15 protein-coding genes, 1 tRNA gene and 1 pseudogene are annotated in these 19,126 nt (G+C 72.5%); 8 read left to right on the top strand and 9 right to left on the bottom strand.

Annotation, left to right across the window (positions count from 1 at the left end):
* Positions 1-21: 21 nt before the first annotated feature.
* On the bottom strand, positions 22-933 hold the full coding sequence (locus tag ABD269_RS25265) for a transketolase family protein (protein WP_344121317.1): 912 nt from the start codon (positions 931-933) through the stop codon (positions 22-24).
* Positions 934-951: 18 nt separating this feature from the next.
* Positions 952-1,602, bottom strand: coding sequence for a transketolase (locus ABD269_RS25260; RefSeq protein WP_425572989.1), 651 nt, complete (start codon positions 1,600-1,602; stop codon positions 952-954).
* Positions 1,603-1,844: 242 nt separating this feature from the next.
* On the opposite strand from ABD269_RS25260, the gene ABD269_RS25255 reads away from it, so the two are divergent.
* Positions 1,845-1,921 (top strand) — tRNA-Pro (locus ABD269_RS25255).
* A gap of 109 nt (positions 1,922-2,030) precedes the next feature.
* On the opposite strand, the gene ABD269_RS25250 is transcribed toward ABD269_RS25255, so the two are convergent.
* Positions 2,031-2,927, bottom strand: a complete 897-nt coding sequence (locus ABD269_RS25250) for a LysR family transcriptional regulator (protein WP_344121313.1) — start codon at positions 2,925-2,927, stop codon at positions 2,031-2,033.
* A 209-nt stretch (positions 2,928-3,136) separates the two neighbouring features.
* Between ABD269_RS25250 and ABD269_RS25245 the strand changes: the two genes are divergently transcribed.
* The 6 genes from ABD269_RS25245 (at position 3,137) to ABD269_RS25220 (ending at position 11,679) form a co-directional block, all read left to right on the top strand.
* The gene (locus tag ABD269_RS25245) at positions 3,137-3,874 is read left to right on the top strand and encodes an acetoacetate decarboxylase (RefSeq protein ID WP_301891254.1); all 738 of its coding nucleotides are present in this window, start codon (positions 3,137-3,139) and stop codon (positions 3,872-3,874) included.
* Positions 3,875-3,928: 54 nt separating this feature from the next.
* Positions 3,929-4,927: a 3-hydroxyacyl-CoA dehydrogenase family protein gene (locus ABD269_RS25240; protein ID WP_344121310.1), complete on the top strand. Its 999-nt coding sequence runs from the start codon at positions 3,929-3,931 to the stop codon at positions 4,925-4,927.
* Between the two features lie 40 nt (positions 4,928-4,967).
* A complete protein-coding gene (locus tag ABD269_RS25235) occupies positions 4,968-6,455 on the top strand; it encodes a CoA transferase (RefSeq protein WP_344121308.1) in 1,488 nt (495 codons plus the stop codon).
* Positions 6,456-6,609: 154 nt separating this feature from the next.
* Positions 6,610-8,040: a pyridoxal phosphate-dependent decarboxylase family protein gene (locus ABD269_RS25230; RefSeq protein ID WP_344121306.1), complete on the top strand. Its 1,431-nt coding sequence runs from the start codon at positions 6,610-6,612 to the stop codon at positions 8,038-8,040.
* A complete protein-coding gene (locus ABD269_RS25225; RefSeq protein WP_344121304.1) occupies positions 8,006-8,887 on the top strand; it encodes a hypothetical protein in 882 nt (293 codons plus the stop codon). Before ABD269_RS25230 ends, ABD269_RS25225 begins: the two co-directional genes overlap by 35 nt.
* Positions 8,884-11,679: a pyridoxal-dependent decarboxylase gene (locus tag ABD269_RS25220; RefSeq protein ID WP_344121302.1), complete on the top strand. Its 2,796-nt coding sequence runs from the start codon at positions 8,884-8,886 to the stop codon at positions 11,677-11,679. Before ABD269_RS25225 ends, ABD269_RS25220 begins: the two co-directional genes overlap by 4 nt.
* Before the next feature lie 24 nt (positions 11,680-11,703).
* Here the strand turns inward: ABD269_RS25220 and ABD269_RS25215 are convergent, their stop codons facing one another.
* Complete coding sequence (locus ABD269_RS25215; RefSeq protein ID WP_344121301.1) at positions 11,704-12,267, bottom strand: hypothetical protein; 564 nt, start codon at positions 12,265-12,267, stop codon at positions 11,704-11,706.
* Positions 12,268-12,597: 330 nt separating this feature from the next.
* Here ABD269_RS25215 and ABD269_RS25210 point away from each other — a divergent pair.
* Positions 12,598-12,702: pseudogene (locus ABD269_RS25210) on the top strand (2'-5' RNA ligase family protein); the annotation flags it as partial.
* A gap of 191 nt (positions 12,703-12,893) precedes the next feature.
* Here the strand turns inward: ABD269_RS25210 and ABD269_RS25205 are convergent.
* From ABD269_RS25205 to ABD269_RS25185, 5 genes are all read right to left on the bottom strand, one after another.
* Entirely contained in the window at positions 12,894-13,205 is a 312-nt protein-coding gene (locus tag ABD269_RS25205) for a hypothetical protein (protein ID WP_344121299.1), read from the bottom strand.
* A 130-nt stretch (positions 13,206-13,335) separates the two neighbouring features.
* Positions 13,336-14,127 carry an alpha/beta fold hydrolase gene (locus tag ABD269_RS25200; RefSeq protein ID WP_344121297.1) on the bottom strand — a complete coding sequence of 264 codons (792 nt, stop codon included), beginning with the start codon at positions 14,125-14,127 and terminating at the stop codon, positions 13,336-13,338.
* Positions 14,128-14,286: 159 nt separating this feature from the next.
* Positions 14,287-16,824, bottom strand: a complete 2,538-nt coding sequence (locus ABD269_RS25195; RefSeq protein ID WP_344121295.1) for an ABC transporter permease — start codon at positions 16,822-16,824, stop codon at positions 14,287-14,289.
* 70 nt (positions 16,825-16,894) lie between these two features.
* Positions 16,895-17,740 (bottom strand): ABC transporter ATP-binding protein, encoded by an 846-nt coding sequence (locus tag ABD269_RS25190; protein ID WP_344121293.1) that lies wholly within the window; start codon positions 17,738-17,740, stop codon positions 16,895-16,897.
* Between the two features lie 123 nt (positions 17,741-17,863).
* Complete coding sequence (locus ABD269_RS25185; protein WP_344121291.1) at positions 17,864-19,126, bottom strand: sensor histidine kinase; 1,263 nt, start codon at positions 19,124-19,126, stop codon at positions 17,864-17,866.

Genomic DNA, 19,126 nt, shown 5'->3' with positions numbered 1-19,126 from the left:
CAGGAATCACCGCCTCAGGAATCACCGCTTCAGGAAGGACGCGATCCGCTCACGGAGCGAGCGGGGATCCAGACCCTGCCCCGCGAGGTGCTCGTCGATCGAGCCGTAGCGGCGCAGCTCCCGCCGGCCGATGCCGAGGCCGAGCACGCGGTGCGGCACGTCGGCGAGGGCGTCGTTCACGGCGGTGCCGGACGTGCCGGCGAGGTAGGGCTCGACCAGGACGACATCGGCGCCGCCGCCCGCCCCGGTGACCTTGCCGACCGCCGCCTGCAGGGCGGCGCCGTCGAAGGGCCGTACCGTCGCCGCGTACAGCACGGTCACGTCCAGCCCCTCGACCGCCGCCAGCACGTTGTCCAGCATCGGCCCGACCGCCACGACCACCCCGCCGCGCCCTTCGCGCACGGTGTGGAACCCGTGGCCGACCGGCCGGGCCGTCGCGTTGGAGTGCACCGACAGCCGTACGTACACCCGGTCGTCCCCCGCCGCGACCGCCTGCCGCAGCAGGGTCTCGGCCTCGTCGGGGTGGCCCGGGACGTGCACGGTCCAGCCGTCGAGGGTGTCGAGGAGCGCGATGTCCCCGGGCGACATATGGGTGTATCCACCGGCCGGCCAGTCGTACGAGCCCGCCGCGCTGACCAGCACCCCGCCCGTGCCCTGGTGCCCGAAGTCCAGCTTGACCTGCTCGAAGGCGCGCTCCACGAGGAAGCTCGCGAAGGTGTGCACGACCGGCCGCATCCCGGTCAGGGCCAGCCCCGCCCCCGTGCCGATGAGCAGCTGCTCCCGGATGCCGACGTTGATCACGCGGTCGGGGTGGGCGAGCTGCGCCTCCACGAATCCGGCCGCGCCGATGTCGGCGAGCACCAGGGCGAGGCGGGGGTCGGTGTCGAGCAGCTCGGGGAGGGTGGAGGTGAAACGCTCACGCATGGTGTCCATGGGGATGCCTTCCGGGCTTCAGGCGTTCTTGGGGGCGACGCGGGCGACCACGGCGTGGGGCCTGCCGGGGTGCGGCGCGGTGAAGGCCGCGTGGAGGGCCTCGTGATCATGGCCGTCGACGGTGGTGGCGGACCACCCGGCCGCCTCGAACCGGGACGCGATCCCGCCGCGCCAGCCGTGGGTGGCCGAGACGTTGTCGATGACCACCGTGTGGAGCGCGCCGAGCCCGGCGGCCCCGGCGTAGGCGATGGCCTCGTGGTTGCTGCCCTCGTCGAGCTCGGCGTCCCCGATCAGCACCCACACCCGGGCCTCGCCCCTGCCCTGGGCCCGCAGCCCCAGCGCCGTCCCCACGCCCAGCGGCAGGCCGTGCCCCAGCGAGCCGCTGCCGATCTCCACGCCCGGCACCAGCACCCGGTCCGGATGGTGCCCGAGCGGCGATTCGTACGCCCCGAAGCCGCTCAGCCACTCCTCCGGGAAGAACCCCTTGGCGGCGAGCACCGCGTAGTACGCCATGGGCCCGTGCCCCTTGGACAACAGGAACCGGTCCCTCCCCGGCGCCTCCCGCAGCTCCGGGGAGACCTGCAGGACACGGTCGTAGAGCACCCAGAGCGCGTCGAGCGTCGAGGTCGCGGCGGGCCCGTGCTTCTCGTCGCCGCTCATGAGCGTCATGAGACGCGGGAGGTCGTCGTAGGTGTAGGTGTGGGACGCGATCGATGTGTCCGATGTGATCGATGGGGCCGATCCGGCCGGTGCGGTGTTCATGTGGATCAGCGTGCAACCTTGACCAAACTTGAGGTCAACCCCCATCGATGATCCACCCCGGCCCGAAAGCCGTGCGCGGCCACCCGCTGATGTGCGGTATTGTTCTCGTGCGCGGTCGGCAAGGGGAAAAACCCGAGCTGGACAAGCACCGGGACGTGGCGCAGTTTGGTAGCGCACTTGACTGGGGGTCAAGGGGTCGTGGGTTCAAATCCCGCCGTCCCGACCAGCGATTTTCGCAGGTCGTAGGCCGTTCTCGCAGAGATGCGAGGGCGGCCTTTTCCGCGTTGTGCCTGCTTGTGGTCGCGGCGCCGGTGTGAGCGGTCGGCCGATGTTCCTCAGCCGGGCATGTGACGGGTGATCAGATCGAGCAGCTTCTGCACGGCGGCGTCCGCGTCCGGGCGGAGGACGGCGGTGACGTGGGTGTCCAGGTTGGGTGAGGTGCCGCGGAGCGGTACGAAGGTGACTCCGGCGAGGGCGAATTCGCTCAGTTCCTCGGGGAGGGCGCTGACGCACAGCCCGGAGGCCACGTAGCTGAACAGGCCGGTGACGTCGTCGGCGGTGGCCCGGAGGCGGGGGGTGAAGCCCACTTCGTGGCAGGCGAGCTGGAGCTGTTGCGCGAGCGACGGCAGTGCCGCGGCGTCGGGCAGGACGAAGTCCTCCTCGCGCAGGTCCGCCAGCCCGATCGTCTCCTCGCCGGCCAGCCGGTGGTCGGTGGGGAGCGCGGCGGCGAGGCGTTCGACGGCGACGTCCCGGGTGATCAGGTCGGCCGGTACGGGTGCGGGGTCGCGCAGGAACCCCAGGTCGAGGGCGCCGGAGGCGACCATTTCCGCGACGGAGGCCGAGGAGTCCTGGCGGAGCTTGATCCGCAGGCCGGGCATCTCCCGGGCGGCCGTGCGCAGCAGCCGGGGCAGATAGCGGTGGCTGAGGATGCTGACGTACCCCACCCGCACGTCGCCCTCCAGCCCGTGTGCGACGCGGCGCGCGCGTTCGAGGGCGGCGTCCTGGAGGTTGAGCATCCGCCGTGCGTCCTTGGCGAAGACCGTGCCCGCGGGGGTCGGGCGCACACCGCGCGGCCCGCGCTCCAGGAGGGGCGCGCCGATGCCCCGTTCCAGGCGCTGGATGGCCTGGCTGAGGGGTGGCTGGCTCATTGAGAGGCGTTCCGCGGCCCGGCCGAAGTGCTGCTCGTCGACCACGGTCAGGAATTGCTCGAGGAGGCGCCTGGTCAGTTCCATATGGTCAACCATATCTCGATCTACGAAAACATATATTGGACAGACATCCCGCTCGGGGCGTTCACTCGGTCGTGGAGCTCCGGTCGATGAGCCCGGCGCTCCTTCCCCTCCCGAGAATCCCCGAGTCGGGAGACGCTGTGGGAGCCGTGCGGCGCCGAGCCGGCAGGCCTCCGTCCGCGGTGCCGCAGCGGTCTCCCTGGAGTACTCCGATGCGCTCGCAAGACGTCGCGCGCCTGTTCACCACCCCGGTGAACGCGCCTGCCTACGCCCCCACCCGCTACCGGTTCACCGACCGCGAGTACCTCAACATCACCTATCGCACCGACCCCGAGGCCCTGCGCCGGATCGTCCCCGAGCCGCTGACCGTCACCGAGCCGCTGGTCCGCTTCGAGGTCATCCGGATGCCGGACGTGACGGGCCTGGGCGACTACACCGAGGCCGGTCAGCTCATCGCCGTCGAACACGACGGCGAGCACGGCGAGTTCAACCTGGCGATGTACGTCGACAGTGTGCCGGCGATCACCAGCGGCCGCGAACTGAGCGCGTACCCGAAGAAGTTCGGCTCCCCCGTGCTCCGCGTCGACTCCGACACGCTGGTCGGCACCCTCGACTACGGCTCGCTGCGGGTGGCCACCGCGACCATGGGCTACAAGCACGACCCGATGGACCCGGACGAGGCCCGCGCGGAGATCCGTACGCCCACGTTCATGGTCAAGACCGCGCTCGGCTACGACGGCACACCGCGCATCTGCGAGCTGGTCCGTACTCGGATCGACGACATCACGGTCAAGAGCGCGTTCCGCGGCCCGGCCCGGCTGCAGCTCTTCGCCCACGCGCTGGCGCCGCTCGCCGACCTGCCCGTCCTGGAGGTCGTCGGCGCGAGCCACATCGTCGCCGACCTCACCCTCAGCCCCGCCGAAGCGGTCCACGACTACCTCGCCGGCTGAGGGCTCCCTCCCGACACCGCCGGCACCACAGACATCAGGAGAAGCGTGAAGACCATGGACAACAGCACTGAAGCGGCAGCCCCGGACGCCGCCCGCCTCCAGGGCGCGTACCGGCGGGCCACGATCATCGGTGGCGGGGTGATCGGCATCTCCTGGGCCGGCCTGTTCCTCGCCCACGGCATGGACGTCGTCGTCAGCGACCCGCGCCCCGATGTGGAGAAGCTGGTCCTCGACGGCCTGGAGGAGGTCGTCCCGGGCCTGGCCGCGCTCGGGCTGCCCACCGAGGGCCTGACCGGCCGGCTGCGCTTCGAGGCCGACCTCGCCACCGCCGTCGCGGACGCCGACGTCGTCCAGGAGAACGGGCCCGAGCGCCTGGAGGTCAAGCAGGAGATCTGGCGGACCGTCGAGCGGGCCGCGCCCGCCCACGCGCTGCTGGCCACCTCCACCTCCGGCATCCCGGCCACCGCCGTCGCGCGGGCGATGCGGCAGCCCGAGCGCCTGGTCGTCGGCCATCCCTTCAACCCGCCGCACCTGGTGCCGCTGGTGGAGATCGTGCCCGGCGAGCGGACCTCCCCGGCCACCGTGGAGCGGGCCCGCGACTTCTACGCGGCGCTGGGCAAGCGGCCGCAGGTCCTGCACAAGGAGATCCCCGGCTTCGTCGCCAACCGGCTGCAGTCCGCCCTCTTCCGCGAGGCCGTGCATCTGGTGGCCGAAGGCGTGGTGACCGAGCAGGAGCTCGACGACATCGTCACCGCCTCCATCGGTCTGCGCTGGGCCGTGGCGGGCCCCTTCCGCACCTTCCACCTCGGCGGCGGCCCCGGCGGCCTGCCGCACTTCATCGAGCACCTCGGCCGCGCCATGGAAGCCACGTGGCCGGGCCTGGGCAGCCCCGCCTTCGACGAGGCCACCGTCGCCCGGCTGACCGAGCAGGCCCGGCAGGCCTTCGGTGATGTGCCGGTCGGTGAGCTCGCCGCCCGCCGCGACCGCGCGCAGGTCGCCCTGATGCGCGTCCTCGGCGATGCCCCCGACACACCCGCCCCCACCCGCGACTGACCCCTCACCGAACCTCACCCACCGGGAAACGACGCACACCATGTCTCTCACCGACAGGATCACCCAGGCGATCGCCGCCCCCGCGACGGACGACGCGTTCGACGTCCACGCCGAAACCGCCGACGTCCTGGCCGGCATCGGGCTCAGACCCGAGGACACCGGCGGCACGATCACGTACTACGGAGCCGACCCGGTGGTGCCCAGCACCCTGCGGCTCGGCGCCGCCTCCGGCATCGCCCTCGTCGCCAAGTCCGCCGCCGTCGCCGCGCTGTGGCGGCAGCGCGGCGGCCCGGGCCAGGACATCGCGATGGACCTGCGGGTGGGCCCGCATCGGCTCTGCCCCTTCTACGACCAGAAGTGGGAGCTGCTCAACGGCTACCCCGCCGGCACTCCGTCGATCCCCAACATGGCCTACGCCAACGCGTTCTACCGGACGGCCGACGGGCGCTGGATGATGCCGTTCAACATCTACCCCAACATCAAGCAGGCCGCGCAGAAGCTGCTGGGCGCACCGGAGATACCCGAGGCCGTCGCCGCCGCCGTCGCCAAGTGGGACGCCCGCGAGCTGGAGCGGGCAGGGGCCGAGGCCGGTGCGGTGATGCCCATGGTCCGCACACCGAGCGAGATCCTGACAGAGCGTCAATACACCGACCACCTCGCGCACATGCCGCTGGTGGAGATCACGCGCGTCGGCGACAGCGCGCCCGAACCGCTGCCCGAGGGGGCGACGGCGCCGCTGGACGGGGTGCGGGCGCTGGGCATGGGCCACATCATCGCGGGCGCCGGCGCCGGCCGGGCGCTGGCCCTGCACGGGGCCGACGTGCTCAACCTCTGGCGGCCCAACGAGCTGGAGCACGACGTCACGTACCGTACGGCCAACGTCGGCGTCCGCTCGGCGACCGTGAGCCCGTACACCCCCGAGGGCCTGGCCCGCATCCATGAACTCCAGGCGGGGGCCGACGTCTTCTTCGCCAACCGCCGCCCCGGCTTCCTGGAGTCCGTCGGGCTCTCGGAGGACGAGGCGATCGCCCGGCGGCCGGGCCTGGTGTACGCGACCGTCTCGCTGAACGGGAGGAGCGGCCCTTGGGCCGACTACCTCGGCTTCGACCAGACCGCGGGCGCGCTGACCGGGCTGCTGCACCTGGAGGGCGACGGCGACAAGCCGGCCCTGCCGCCGATCACGGTGGTCAACGACTACCTGGTCTCGTGGTTCATGACCGCCGGCATCGTGGAGGCCCTGCGCCGCCGCGCCGTCGACGGCGGCAGCTACCGCGTCCACGTCTCCCTGTCCCGGGTCGCCCTGTGGATCCTGAGCATGGGCGTCTTCGACAAGGCGTACGCCACCGCCATCGCCGGCACCGGCGAGGAACACGCCTACCCCGCCCCGGAGACCTTCACCGCGCAGACCCCGCTCGGCCACTACCAGGGCGTCACCGACCAGGTGCGGATGTCCGAAACCCCGGGCGCCTACCGGCAGATCCTCCTCCCGCGCGGCGCCTGCCGCCCGGAGTGGCTGCCCCGCGACTGACCACCGGCCGCCGGAGGGACAGGGCGCCGGAGGGTAAACCTGCCGGACCGGGTTTGCCGTCCTTCAGGTGATTGTCTCAATGATCAGCCCGGCTGGGCGATTTGCCGTGACTACGGTTACCACGGTCGGGGGCAGCCGGGCACCGGGGGTGGGGATGGAGCTGAGGTACTGGCTCGAGCGAGGGGTGGAGGATTTCCGGGCGTGGACGCAGTCGTACGCCGACTACGCGGCCCATCCCGCCATGGCGGTGGAAGAGGGCGCCTGCGCCGCGGCGTTCGAGGAGCTGACCGCCCGACTGCGCGGCAGTTACCCCTTCTTCCACCCCTGCTATGCCGGTCAGATGCTCAAACCGCCGCACCCGGTCGCCGTCGCCGGTTATCTCGCGGCGATGCTCGTGAATTCCAACAACCATGCGCTGGACGGTGGTCCGGCCACCTCGGCCATGGAGGAGGAGGTGGTCGACCGGCTCGCGGCCATGTTCGGCTTCGAGGAGCATCTGGGGCACCTCACCAGCAGCGGCACCCAGGCGAATCTGGAGGCGTTGTTCGTCGCCCGGGAGAGCCATCCCGGCAAGGGCGTCGCGGTCGGCGTCGAGGGGCATTACACCCATACCCGGATGTGCCATCTGCTGGGCGTACAGGTGCACATGGTGGCCGCGGACGATCGCGGGCGGATGGACACGGCCGCGCTGGAGCGTGTGCTGTCCACCGGAACCGTGGGGACCGTCGTGGCCACCACCGGGACCACGGCGCTGGGTGCCGTCGACCCGCTCCACCGCATCGTGCCGCTGGCGCGGCGGCACGGTGCGCGCGTCCACGTGGATGCCGCCTACGGCGGCTTCTTCGCTCTCCTCGCGGACGACGAACCTCCTGGCGCGCTGGTGACCAGGGAAGCCTGGCAGGCGATCGCCCACTGCGACTCCGTGGTGATCGACCCGCACAAGCACGGCTTGCAGCCGTACGGCTGCGGAGCGGTGATCTTTCGTGATCCGGACATCGCCCGGTTCTACCGGCACGATTCGCCCTACACCTACTTCACGTCCGACCGGCCGCACCTGGGGGAGATCAGTCTCGAGTGCTCACGGTCCGGCGCGTCCGCCGCCGCCCTGTGGCTGACCCTCGAACTGCTGCCCCTCAGCCGCAAAGGGCTGGGCGGAGTGCTCGCGGCCGGACGCCGGGCCGCCCTGCGCTGGGCCGGGCTGATCGAGGAGTCCCCGCACCTGGAGCTGTACCAGCCACCCGAACTCGACATCGTGACGTATTACCCGTCCTGCACGCCCGCCGCCTTGTCCCGTATCGGCGCGACCAGCAATGACGTGATGCGCCGGGGCATGAATGCCGAAGAGGACCCCGTATTCCTCAGCACCGCCCGTATCGGAGCAGCCGACTTCACCGCCCGCCATTCGGACGTCATCGTGGACACCGGCCACGCGCACATCCTGCGCAGCGTGCTGATGAAACCCGAGAGCGAGCTCTACCTGGAGCGCCTGCACCCACGCGTGGAGGGCCTCGCGAAGGATTCGACCCGAACTCCGCTGGAGGAGTGGGCACATGAGTACGGGATCCCGCGAAGCCCTGCCGGGTGACGCGCTGTTGAATCCACTGAGCATTCCGGACGACTCACGGATCCCCGGAGCAGCGCCGAGCGGTGGCGAAGCCGACTACGAGCGGTACTTCCACATTTCACGCGACGCGCCGGACCTGGCCGCCTGGACCCGCGGCTGCCTGGAACTCCAGGCGGCCGTCCTCGACGACCTCCCCCGTACCGGCCTTGACGAGGAGGAGCGCGCCGCCATTCTGACCGGCCTGCTGCTCGCGTCACACGCCACGCTGCTGTCTTGGACACGTACCGCGCCCGGAGTGACTCATCCTGGAACCTGCGCGGAGCCCTCCGCGCCGATGACGGCGGTGCCGGCCGACGGCCAAGTCGACGCGCTGCGGCGCTGGAAGCTGGGGCATCAGCTTTTCCACCTGCTGCTCACCGTCATGAACACCACCTTGGACGAGATCGTGGCCGCCGCGCGCGATTACCGGTGGCCGTCCCTGGTCAGTGGAATGGAACGGTTGCGGGCGCTGTACGAGGCCGCCACCGCCGCCATGACCTACGCCTCGGACTTCCCCTCCTCCGTGTACCGGACCGAGATCCGGCCGACCATGGAACCCCCCTTCGTCGCGCCGGGATTCTCCGGAGTCTTCAACCGGGAACACCACGTGATGGTGGACCGGCTGCGCACGCTCGGACGCGCTCTCCAAAACCTCCCGCCGGAGAGTGACGCCATTGACGCGATCCGCCGGGTGGAAGCTTCCTTACGGGCGGCACAACGGCGGAACCGGAGAAATCACGTGAAGATCTGCGAGCGCTGCGTTCCCGAAGGCAGTTCGCTCCGCCGACAGCATCTCGTCCGCGAAGAGGGGCGGAACACCAGCACATGACCGAGTACCGCAGCATCGCCTCCCCGACTGCCGGAGACATCGAGGGCGTCGACGTGGACACAGGGCTTGAGATCCTGGCCGACACGGTCGACGAGGTCGTGTGGCTGGACCACTGCCCGTTCCTGAGCGCGTCGTTCCAGCCGATGCCCGCCTGGCTCAGGCATGAGCCGGTCTCCGCGTTCCGGTCGCTGCCCGAGCCTCCGCCAGGTCACCGGCCGGGCACCCCGGATGCGCGCCGCGTCTGTGTGTCCTTCGCCCCCGAGCACGGCACCAACGCCCGCACCTGGGCGAGAACGTACGGCTACCGTCTGCTCGCACCGGACCTCGGCGTCACCGCCTGGGCCGCCGACAAGATCAGCGCCATCGGACTGTTCGCGACGGCCGGCGTGCCCGCCCCACCGTCCCTGGTCGTCCCCGCGACGGGGCGCGGGCCGGCCGAAACGTACTGGAACGACCAATGGCGGCAGGCGGTCGCCCAGCGGCGGGAGAACAACCTCATCGGCCGGGGGACCGTCCTCGTCGACTCACCGGCGAGCCTGCAGACCTGCCTGGACTCCTGGCCGGACCAGCAGGTCAAGCTGAGCCGTTACTCTCCCGGGATCTCCCTGACCGTCACCGCCTGCGCCGGACCGGACAGGACCGTCGTCTCGGCGGTGTCCCACCAGCTGGTGGGGATCCCGGAACTGGCCGCACCCTGGGGAGCGCACTGCGGCAATCAGCTCGTACACCCGCGCGACCTGCCGGAGGGCCTGTACGAGCAGGCACGCCAGGCCGCCCGGCGCGTGGGCGAGGTGCTGCGCGGGCGCGGCTTCCGCGGCGTGTTCGGCCTGGATCTGGTGGCGGACGAGGGCCGGCTGCTGGCCATCGAGGTCAACCCCCGCTTCCAGACCGTGGTCTCCCTGGTCCAGGCCACCGAGCGCGCCGCGGGACTGCTGCCCTCCCTGGGCCTGCACATCCTGGCCTTCCTCCTCCCCGCTCTTCCGCCGCCGTCGGCCAGGGCGTTCCCACCGGGGCCGCGCCAGAGCCAACTCGTCGTGCACGCGCCCAGGGAAACCACCGTCCACGGCCTCGCGGCCACAGGGCGCTACCGCAAGAACGGCCACGGAGTGACCGGCCCGCTCCCCGCACCGGCCGACGTCGCCCGCCTCGCCGACGACGAGGCGCTGTGGTGGGCCATCGCCCACCCGGGACCGGTCACCGCGGGCCAGGAGCTGGCCCTCCTCCAGTTCCGTCGGCCGGTCGCCGCGCTGGAGCCCCGCCCCCGCCCGAGCCCGGCAGCCCGGGACTGGATCGCCGGCTTCGACCAGTGGTACCGGACCGGGCCGGCACATCCGGAAGGCCGCCCCGGGCCACTCGAAGCGGAATCTCCCTTCCTGCGCCTGGACGAGCGGCGGATGCGCGAGGCCGGCGGCCACACCATCGACCTGATCATCGACCGGATGACCACGGCCGGCGACCGGCCGCCCTTCCGCGTACCCTCACCCGACAGCCTCAAGGCCGCCCTGGAAGAGCCTCTCCCCGAGCGCGGCACCGAGGACGTGTGCGCCCTTCTCGACCACGTCACGCGTCACGCGCTCGACCGGGCGACCCGCCTGGACCACCCGCGCTGTTTCGCCTTCGTGCCCTCCACCGGCAACTTCCCGGCCGTACTCGCCGACGCGCTCGCCTCCGCTTATCTGTCCGTCCCCGGAGCCTGGCTCGTGGGCGCCGGGCCCACCCGGATCGAACTGACCACCCTCGGCTGGCTCAAGACATTCCTGGGCCTCCCCGACAGCCACGGCGGCCTGTTCGTCAGCGGGGGCTCCATGGCCAACTTCACCTGCCTGGCCGTCGCACGGGACCACCACCTCGACGGCGACCGGGCCCACGCCCGCCTCTACTGCTCCTCCCAGGCCCACCCCTCCATCGCCCGTGCGGTCCACCTCCTGGGCCTCACCCGGGAGCAACTCTCCGTCATCCCCGCCGCCGACGGCCTACGGCTGGACGCCACCGCCCTCGCCAGGCGGATCGACCAGGACCGGAGCGAGGGCCGTCGCCCCTTCGGCGTCGTCGCGACCCTCGGCACGACCGGCACCGGCGCCGTCGACCCCCTCGACGACCTTGCCGACCTGTGCGAACGGGAGGGCCTGTGGCTGCACATCGACGGCGCCCACGGCGCGGCCGCCGCGGGCACCACCCGTGGTCACCACCTGCGCGGCGCCCTGCGCCGGGCCGACTCCCTCACCGTCGACCCGCACAAGTGGCTGTTCCAGCCCTACGAGATCGGCTGCGCCCTGCTGCGCCGGCCCGAGCTGCTCCCGGCCACCTTCGGCATGGCACGCCATGCCCTGGACACCGGCTATCTCGACCCGGCCGAATCCCGGGGGGACGAAGTCAACCTCTCCGACTACGGGCCGCAGCAGAGCCGTGGCCTGCGTGCCCTCAAACTGTGGCTCTCGCTGAAGACCTTCGGTGCCCGAGCCTTCCGGCAGGCCATCGAGCACGGCATGGACCTGGCCGAGTACGCCGGGGCGCTCATCGAGGCCCACCCCGAGCTGAGGCTCGTCACCCCGCCCAGCCTCGCCATCGTCACCTTCCGCTACCACCCGGCGGACGCGCCCCCGGGCTGGGATGCCGGCTCCGCCCAGGAACGCATCAGCCGGAAGGTGTGCACCGACGGTCAGGCCCTGATCCTGACCACCCGTGTGCGCGGTGCCACCGTGCTGCGGATGTGCACCATCAACCCCACCAGTACCCACGACGACGTCGCACACGTCCTGGACCTGGTCACCCGGACCGGCCGTCGGCTGTGACAGTGGACGCGGCGTCGACTCCCGTCAGACGATCAGCAGCGTCGACGGCCCGGTGATCAGCTGTACGCCCTTCGCGGAGGCGCACCGCAGCGGATCGACCGTGAGCTGAAACCCAGGAGAGGTCACCGTCCTGCCCTCGAACTTCCCCGACGCCACCCGGCCCGTCACCAACACGACGGCTTGACCCGCCACTTGCTGCACATTTCCCAGTCGGTACACGACCGCGGTCGTCTCTCCGGTGTTCCATGTGATGTGCTCCACGGTGGTCGCATCGGAGGCGAAGCAGCCGTTCGACCCGCCACCGGTGATGACGGACTTCCCCCATTTCAGATCCGGATCCGCCGATAGGCAGCTGTACGCACCGCTGCCACTGATCCGGGTGCGCCGCGCCTGCAACGACAACCCCGGTGAGAACTCGATGGTGTTGCTTCCCGCGCAGCTGACGATCGCGTCCGACGTGTGCGCGGCTGCGGGAAGCGCCGCCGGCCCCGCCATCAGGGCCGCGACCGAGGCCGCGCACCCCAACGTCCTGCCCCACGAGAACTTCTTGCCCATGGCTCCCCACTCCCTCTCCAGGACTGCGGCCACCCGCAGACGGCAGCAGCATCCTTCCGTTCCCGCCCCGGCCACGATGGGCGATCGACGACAGAGGCCGGGCCGGAGGCAGCATCTGATCCGCGGCAGGCGCGGGGGGCCGCGCATGCGCCGTGCCCCGTGGTGGGCGCGCTGGCAGGCGTGGGGCCCGCGGCTCGCTGCCTGTCGACTCGTGCGCATCGGACGCGGTCCGGATCATAGGAGTGTGGACGGGAACCGGGTTTTCGGCGGGGCCGAGCCGATGGACGCTCCGGCGGCGGCAGCCACGCCACCGCCGTCCGGGCCGCGGCGGGCCCGGCGCCGTGGGCCCGCCTCCACCGGGAGCTGGGATCGCGGTTCCCGCTGTGCCGCGGGCGCGGCGGCCGCTTCACCCCGCATCTGTCCCTCGGCCGCACCCGGGACCCGCGGCGTCTGGCCGCCGAGTGCGCCGTCCGGCTCGGCGCGCTGTCGGCCGTGGTCGAGGAGGTGGTCCTCCTCTCCCGGCGCGGCGAGGGGCCCATGCGGCCCCGGGCCGTGATCACGCTGGGCACGGGCGAGATCCACCGACCGCCGGAGTAGCGTCGACGGGCCCCTGGCCGAGGAGCGGCCAGGGACCCGCCGGTCCTGCGCGAACGCCCCGGTCAGTCGCGGTACTTGTGGTACCAGAGCCCGACCGTCGCGCCGTTCGTGAAGACCGCGCAGACGTGTCCGTCGTACTTCGCGGGGTCCACCTCGTGGTTCCTCACGTACTCCTCGCAGTTGGCGAAGGTCCAGAACCACGTCCGGTACTCGTAACAGGGGGCGCGCCCGCCCCTGTCGGCACAGTCCGGCGTCGGCGACTCCATGATCCGGGCCGGGGCGGCCGGTGGAGCGGCCACCGCCGTGCTGATGCCCAGGCCGCCGAGAGCGGTGGCCGCGGCGAGTACGGCGACTGTGTTGCGGAGCTTCCTCATGATGCCCTCCTCGGTGTGCTGCCGGAGAACAGCATGTCCGCCCGGTGCACGCGGCCCCAAGAACTTCGGCCTCAGCCGAAATGGCCCCGGCGGCCCGGTTCGTCCCCGACGGGAAGGCCGTCCAAGCGGGTCATGCCCCGTGCACCTCACGGTCGAGGAAGTCGAGTACGAGAGGTCCTGCGATGTCGCGGAACTCCTCGAAGTAGGCGTGCCTGGCCCTTGGGATGATCACCATCCGGGCGTCCGGGATGCGGTCCGTGAGCAAGGGCGCGTTGGCGGTGGGGTTGAGGAGGTCGTCACCGCCGTGCAGCACCAGGGTGGGAGCCTTGATGCCGGGCAGCGCGTCCCACGCGTCGTGCCCGTTGCTCGCGGCCAGATGCTGCCGCCGGGCGTACGCGGACATGGTGGGGTCTCCCAGCGTGCGGTACGGGCCGGGGTGGGCCGCGAGCCAGGACGGTGTGTACATCAGGTCCAGCAGCGCCCGCCGCGTCGCCTCCGGGTCCGTACCGGCCAGGGACCGGCGGACGTCGTCGCCGCGCTCGATGCCGTGCCCTCCGCCGGGCGAGGTGCAGCCGAGCACCAACGAGCGGACACGCTCGGGGTGATGGGCGGCCACGCACTGGGCCACGCGCCCGCCCATGGATGTGCCGTAGACGTCCGCGCGGTCGATGTGCAGTTCGTCGAGCACGGCGACCACGTCCCGGGCGAACTGCCCGGTGCTGTACGGCGTACGGGGAGCGCCGCTCGCGCCGGTGCCGCGGTAGTCGATCGTGAGGGTGCTGCGGGTGACGTGGAAATCGTCGCGGATGCCGTCCCACCAGCGGTGGTTGTTCGCCTGGCCGGCGAGCAGGACGAGCGGGGCTCCGTCACCGCGGAGCTGGTAGGCGATGTCGACCCCGTCGGGGGTCTTGGCGTAAGGCACGGCGGGCGTCCTTCCAGGGCCTGGCACGACGGTGGTCGGCGACTGCCACGATGCCGGCAGCCGCCGACCACCGGAGGAGAGATCATCTCTCGGAGTGCCCGCAGGCGACAGAGGGAAGCCGGGCGGGCGGAGATCCGGATCGCAGTCCCGGGAGCGTGGTCACTGCGCCGTCGTCGCGGCGGGAATGTCGACGCGGGCGGCCCTGCGCGCCGGCCAGAGCGAGGCGAGCAGCGCGCCCGCCAGGGCGATGAGCACGCCGAGGGCGAGGCGCCCCCAGGGCAGGACCAGTTCGTAGCCCACGACGCTCTCCTGGAGGGTGCGCCCGAGCGCCCAGCCCAGGAAGACGCCCATGACCGTGCCGACGGTCGCGCCGAGCGCGCCGAGGAGCAGGGCCTCCAGTCGGATCATGCGGGTCACCCCGGCACGGTCCAGGCCCAGAGCGCGCAGGGTGCCGATCTCCTTGCGGCGTTCGAGGACGGACATGGCGAGGGTGTTGGCGATGCCCAGCGCGGCGATGGCCAGGGCCATGCTCAGCAGGGCGTAGAAGACGTCGAGTTGGTCGCCGATGCCTCCGCTGTCCCGCTCCCGGATGCCCTCCCGGTCGAGGACGGTCAGGGCGGGGTTGTCGCCGAGGGCGTGGGTGACGCCTGCGAGCGCGGCCCGGCCGGGACCGCGGTGCGTGGCGAGGAGGACCCCGGCGGTGTGCGGGGCGGAGTCGTAGCGGGCGACGAGGGAGTCGGGTGCGGTGATGCTGGGCATCAGGTCGCTCTGCTGGTCCGCCCGGTAGATGGCGCCGACGGTGACGGTGCCGCGCCGGCCGTCCTGACGCTGGAGGGGGAGGGTCTGGCCGACGTGCCAGCCCGCCTCCTGGGCCTTGAAGTCGGCCACGGCGATCTGGCCCTTCGCCAGGCAGTCGAGGGAGCCCTTGACCACGTCGTACCGCAGCAGCCGGCCGATGGCGGCGGGGTCGACGCCGGTCAGGACGGAGGAGGTGCCGGCCAGGCGGTATCCGGTGGACTGGTTGAGCGGGCTGAGGGTGGCGCCGGGCAGCTTCTTCAGGGGCGCGGTGGTGGCGGGGGTCATCCGCTGCCCGCCCTCGGCGGGCTTGACCAGGTAGTCGGCGGTGAAGGCGTGGGTGGTCGCGCGGTCGAGGTACTGGGCGGCGGAGGCCCCGAGGACGGACAGGCCCGAGGCGAGGGTGAGGGCGATGGCGAGCGCGGCGGCGGTGGCGCCGGTGCGGCGCGGGTCGCGCACGGTGTTGCGAGCGGCGAGGCCGCCGTGCACCGGGTGGATGCGGGTCAGCAGCGGCTCGAACAGGGCGACGAACGGCCGGGACAGCAGCGGGATGAGGGCGATCGCCCCGGTCAGGGCGAGGGCCGCGCCGAGGCCGATGACGGTCCGGGCGTCCTTCCCCGTGGTGAGGGCCCCGTACACCACCGCTGCGGTGCCGGTGAGCGCCAGCGCGGCGCCGATGCCGGTGCGCAGGGAGCCCGCGCGCGCGGGCGCCGTGGGCTCGGCCGCGCTGAGCGCGGCGACGGGCGGGATGGCCATGGCCCGGCGGATCGGGAGCCACGCGGCGACCATGGGCAGGAGGGTGCCGACCAGCATGGAGACGATCGCGGTGCCCGGGGTGAGGACCAGCGGGGCGGCCGGGGTGTCGGCCGGGGCGAAGAGCGTCTGGAGCAGGGCGGCGACCCCGGTGCCGACGGCGAGGCCGGCCACGGAGGCGATCGCGCCGACGAGGAGGGACTCGGCCAGCAGGATGCGGCGCACCTGCCGGCGCGAGGCGCCGACGGCCCGCATCAGGGCCAGCTCCCTGGTGCGTCGGGCGACGAGCATGGTGAAGGTGTTGGAGATGAGGAAGGTGGCGACGAACAGCGCGACCGCGGCGAAACCCACCAGGATCTGGCTCATGGTGTCGCTGTCGGTGGTGGCGAGGTTCGCCTTGATCTGGGCGAGCCGGGCCCCGGTGACCGCGGTGGTCCCCTTGGGCAGCACCGGCTCGACGCGGCCGACGAGCCGCGTCACGTCGGTGCCGGGCGCGGCCGTGAGCTCGATGTGCTGGAAGCGGCCGGGTTCGAGGAAGAGCCGCTGGGCGGTGGCGCCGGTGAACAGCGTCAGGCTGCCCCCGGAGGGGAGCTTGGTCCCGTCGGTGCGGAAGACTCCGCTGAGGGTGTACGAGGCGGCGCCCTTGTCCGTGCCGACGCGCACGGTGTCACCGACGCGGTAGCCGCCCCTCGCGGCGGTGGTCTCGTCGAGGGCGATCGCGTTGTCGCCGGTCGGGCCGGACCCCCGGGTGAAGCGGTAGGCGGGGTCCTTGCCGTCCGCCGCCGGGGCGAAGTTGCCGCCCTGGGAGGACTTCCCGGCACCGATGGGCTTGCCGTCGCGGCCGGCGACGGCGGCGAAGCCGTCGACCCGGCCCGCGGCGGCGGCGACGCCGGGCAGCCCGGCCAGGGTGGTCACGGTGCGGGCGTCGAGACCGGCCGACCGGCCGCCGTCGGCGGGGTCGGTATCGGCGGCGACGTCGACGGCGATGCGCTCGTAGCCGTCGGTCGCCTTGGCGGTGGCGGCCCGGCTCAGGCTGTCGCCGTAGACGAGGCTGCCGGTGATGAAGGTGACGCCGAGCATGACCGCGAACGCGGTCATCAACAGGCGGGCCTTGTGCGCGAACACATTGCGCAGGGCGGTACGGAACATGGGGTGGCGGATCCTGGGAGGCGGGCTCGGCTGATGCGAGCGGACGGCTGGTGCGGTGCCTGCGTACGGGTCAGCTGGTGCGTGAGCGGGTGTCGAACGCGGGGGTCTGGGGCCGCGCGGCGGAGCCGCTGGTGATATCGCCCCCGGAAAGGCGCAGCATCCGGTCCAGGACCCGCTCCGGGGTGGGACGGTCCATCTCGTCGACCAGGCGGCCGTCGGCGAGGAAGACCACGCGGTCGGCGTAGCCGGCGGCGACGGGGTCGTGGGTGACCATGACCACGGTCTGGCCCATCCCGCGCACGCAGTCGCGCAGGAAGCCGAGGACCTCGGCCCCGGCGCGGGAGTCGAGGTTGCCGGTGGGCTCGTCGCCGAAGATGATCGCGGGGCGGGAGACCAGGGCCCGGGCCACCGCGACGCGCTGCTGCTGCCCGCCGGACAGCTGCCCGGGCCGGTGGTCGAGGCGCTGGGAGAGGCCGACCATGGAGACCACGCGGTCCAGCCACTCCCGGTCGGGCCGGCGGCCCGCGATGGTCAGCGGCAGCGTGATGTTCTCCAGCGCGCTCAGCGTCGGCAGCAGGTTGAACGCCTGGAAGACGAAGCCGATCCGGTCGCGGCGCAGCGCGGTGAGCTGCCGGTCGTCGAGCGTGCCCAGTTCGGTGGTGCCGATGCGGACGGAGCCGGAGTCGAACGAGTCGAGCCCGGCGGCGCAGTGCATCAGGGTGGACTTGCCGCAGCCGGACGGGCCCATGATCGCGGTGAACTCGCCCTCCCGGAAGGAGATGCCCACACGGTCCAGGGCGACGACACGGGTGTCGCCGCTGCCGTAGGCCTTCGACAGGTCGGTGACGGCGGCCGCGATCCCGGTGGTCGGGTGCGGCGTGAGCGTGGCGAACTGGTCAACGGGGTCGGCGGTCACGGGGACTCCTCTTCGGGTGCCAAAGGGTGCACGTCGAAGGGTGTCCGGTGAACGTATCGGGGCCCGGGCCGCCGTGTATCGGTGTCCGCTCCGCTTCGTATCGGTTCCGCGTGGGCCGGGCGGTCAGGCCGGCAGGCGCAGGGTGGCGACGGCGCCGCCGTCCGGGGCGTTGCCCAGGCGCAGCTCGGCGCCGAGGAGCCGGGCCTGGCCCAGGGCGATGGTCAGGCCCAGGCCGTGGCCCGAGCCGCGTTCCTTCGCGCCCGTGTGGAAGCGGCGCGGGCCGTCGCGCAGCAGGTCCGGGGGGAAGCCGGGGCCGTGGTCGCGCACGACGACCGTACGGCCGTCGACGGTGACCCGTACGGGGGCGGCCCCGTGCCGGTGGGCGTTGATGACGAGGTTGGTGACGATCCGTTCGAGGCGGCGCGGGTCGGTCTCCACCGTCCGCGTGGTCTCCGCGTCCTGTGCGTCGGTGACGGTGACCTCCGTCTCGTAGCCGGTGCGTGTCACGGCCTCGGTGACGACCGCGTCGAGCGGGACCCGGGCGCGGACCGGCTGTTCGGCCCCGGCGTCCAGCCGGGAGATCTCCAGCAGGTCCTCGACGAGGCCGCGCAGGTCGCGCACCCGGGCCCGGAGCAGATCCTCCGTCTCGCCGGGCGGCAGCAGGTCGGCGGCGGCCAGCAGACCGCCGACGGGGGTGCGCAGCTCGTGGGCCACGTCCGCGGTGAACTGGCGCTCGGTGCGCAGCCGTCGGCCGAGGCTGTCGGCCATGAGGTCGACGGTGGCGGCGATGTCGGCCACCTCGTCGCCGCCCTTGGTGGGCCCGGTGCGGGCATCCAGGTCCCCGGCGGAGATCCGGCCCGCGGTCTCGGAGACCTGCCGCAGCCGGCGGCCGAGCAGCCCGGCTCCGTAGACCGCCAGGGGCGTGGCCGCCGCCAGTGCGATCAGCGAGGCCACCGTCATGGTCATGTCGAGGCGGCGCAGCGTATGGAGCTCCGGGCTCATGTTGACCCGAACGGCCAGCACCCGGCTGCCCGGGCCGCCCGTCCGCTGGGCGGCCCACGCGCTCGGGCCCAGGTTCCCGTCGACGCGCCCGTCGTAGGCCGTGTGCCGGTCGCCGTCGGCCGGGTGCCGCAGCGCGGCGGGCAGCTCGGCCGGATCGAGCTCGGCACCGTCCGCCAGCCTTCCGGTGTGCCGGTAGATGTCCATGGCCGAGTACACGCTGTTGAACGCCTCCGCTTCGGCCCGGCTCCGGATGTCCCGCGCGGTCCACAGGTGCACCAGTACGCCCACCGCCGCCGCGACCAGGCAGGCCGTGGCCGCGGCCAGGGCGGCGATCTTCCAGCGCAGGGGCACGCGGGCCGGCCGCGGCCGGTGGAACGGGCGCAC

Origin of the sequence: Streptomyces blastmyceticus (assembly GCF_039521185.1) — a bacterium.
In the GTDB taxonomy this organism is placed as follows: domain Bacteria; phylum Actinomycetota; class Actinomycetes; order Streptomycetales; family Streptomycetaceae; genus Streptomyces; species Streptomyces blastmyceticus.
This window is presented reverse-complemented; position numbering and strand designations above follow the sequence as displayed.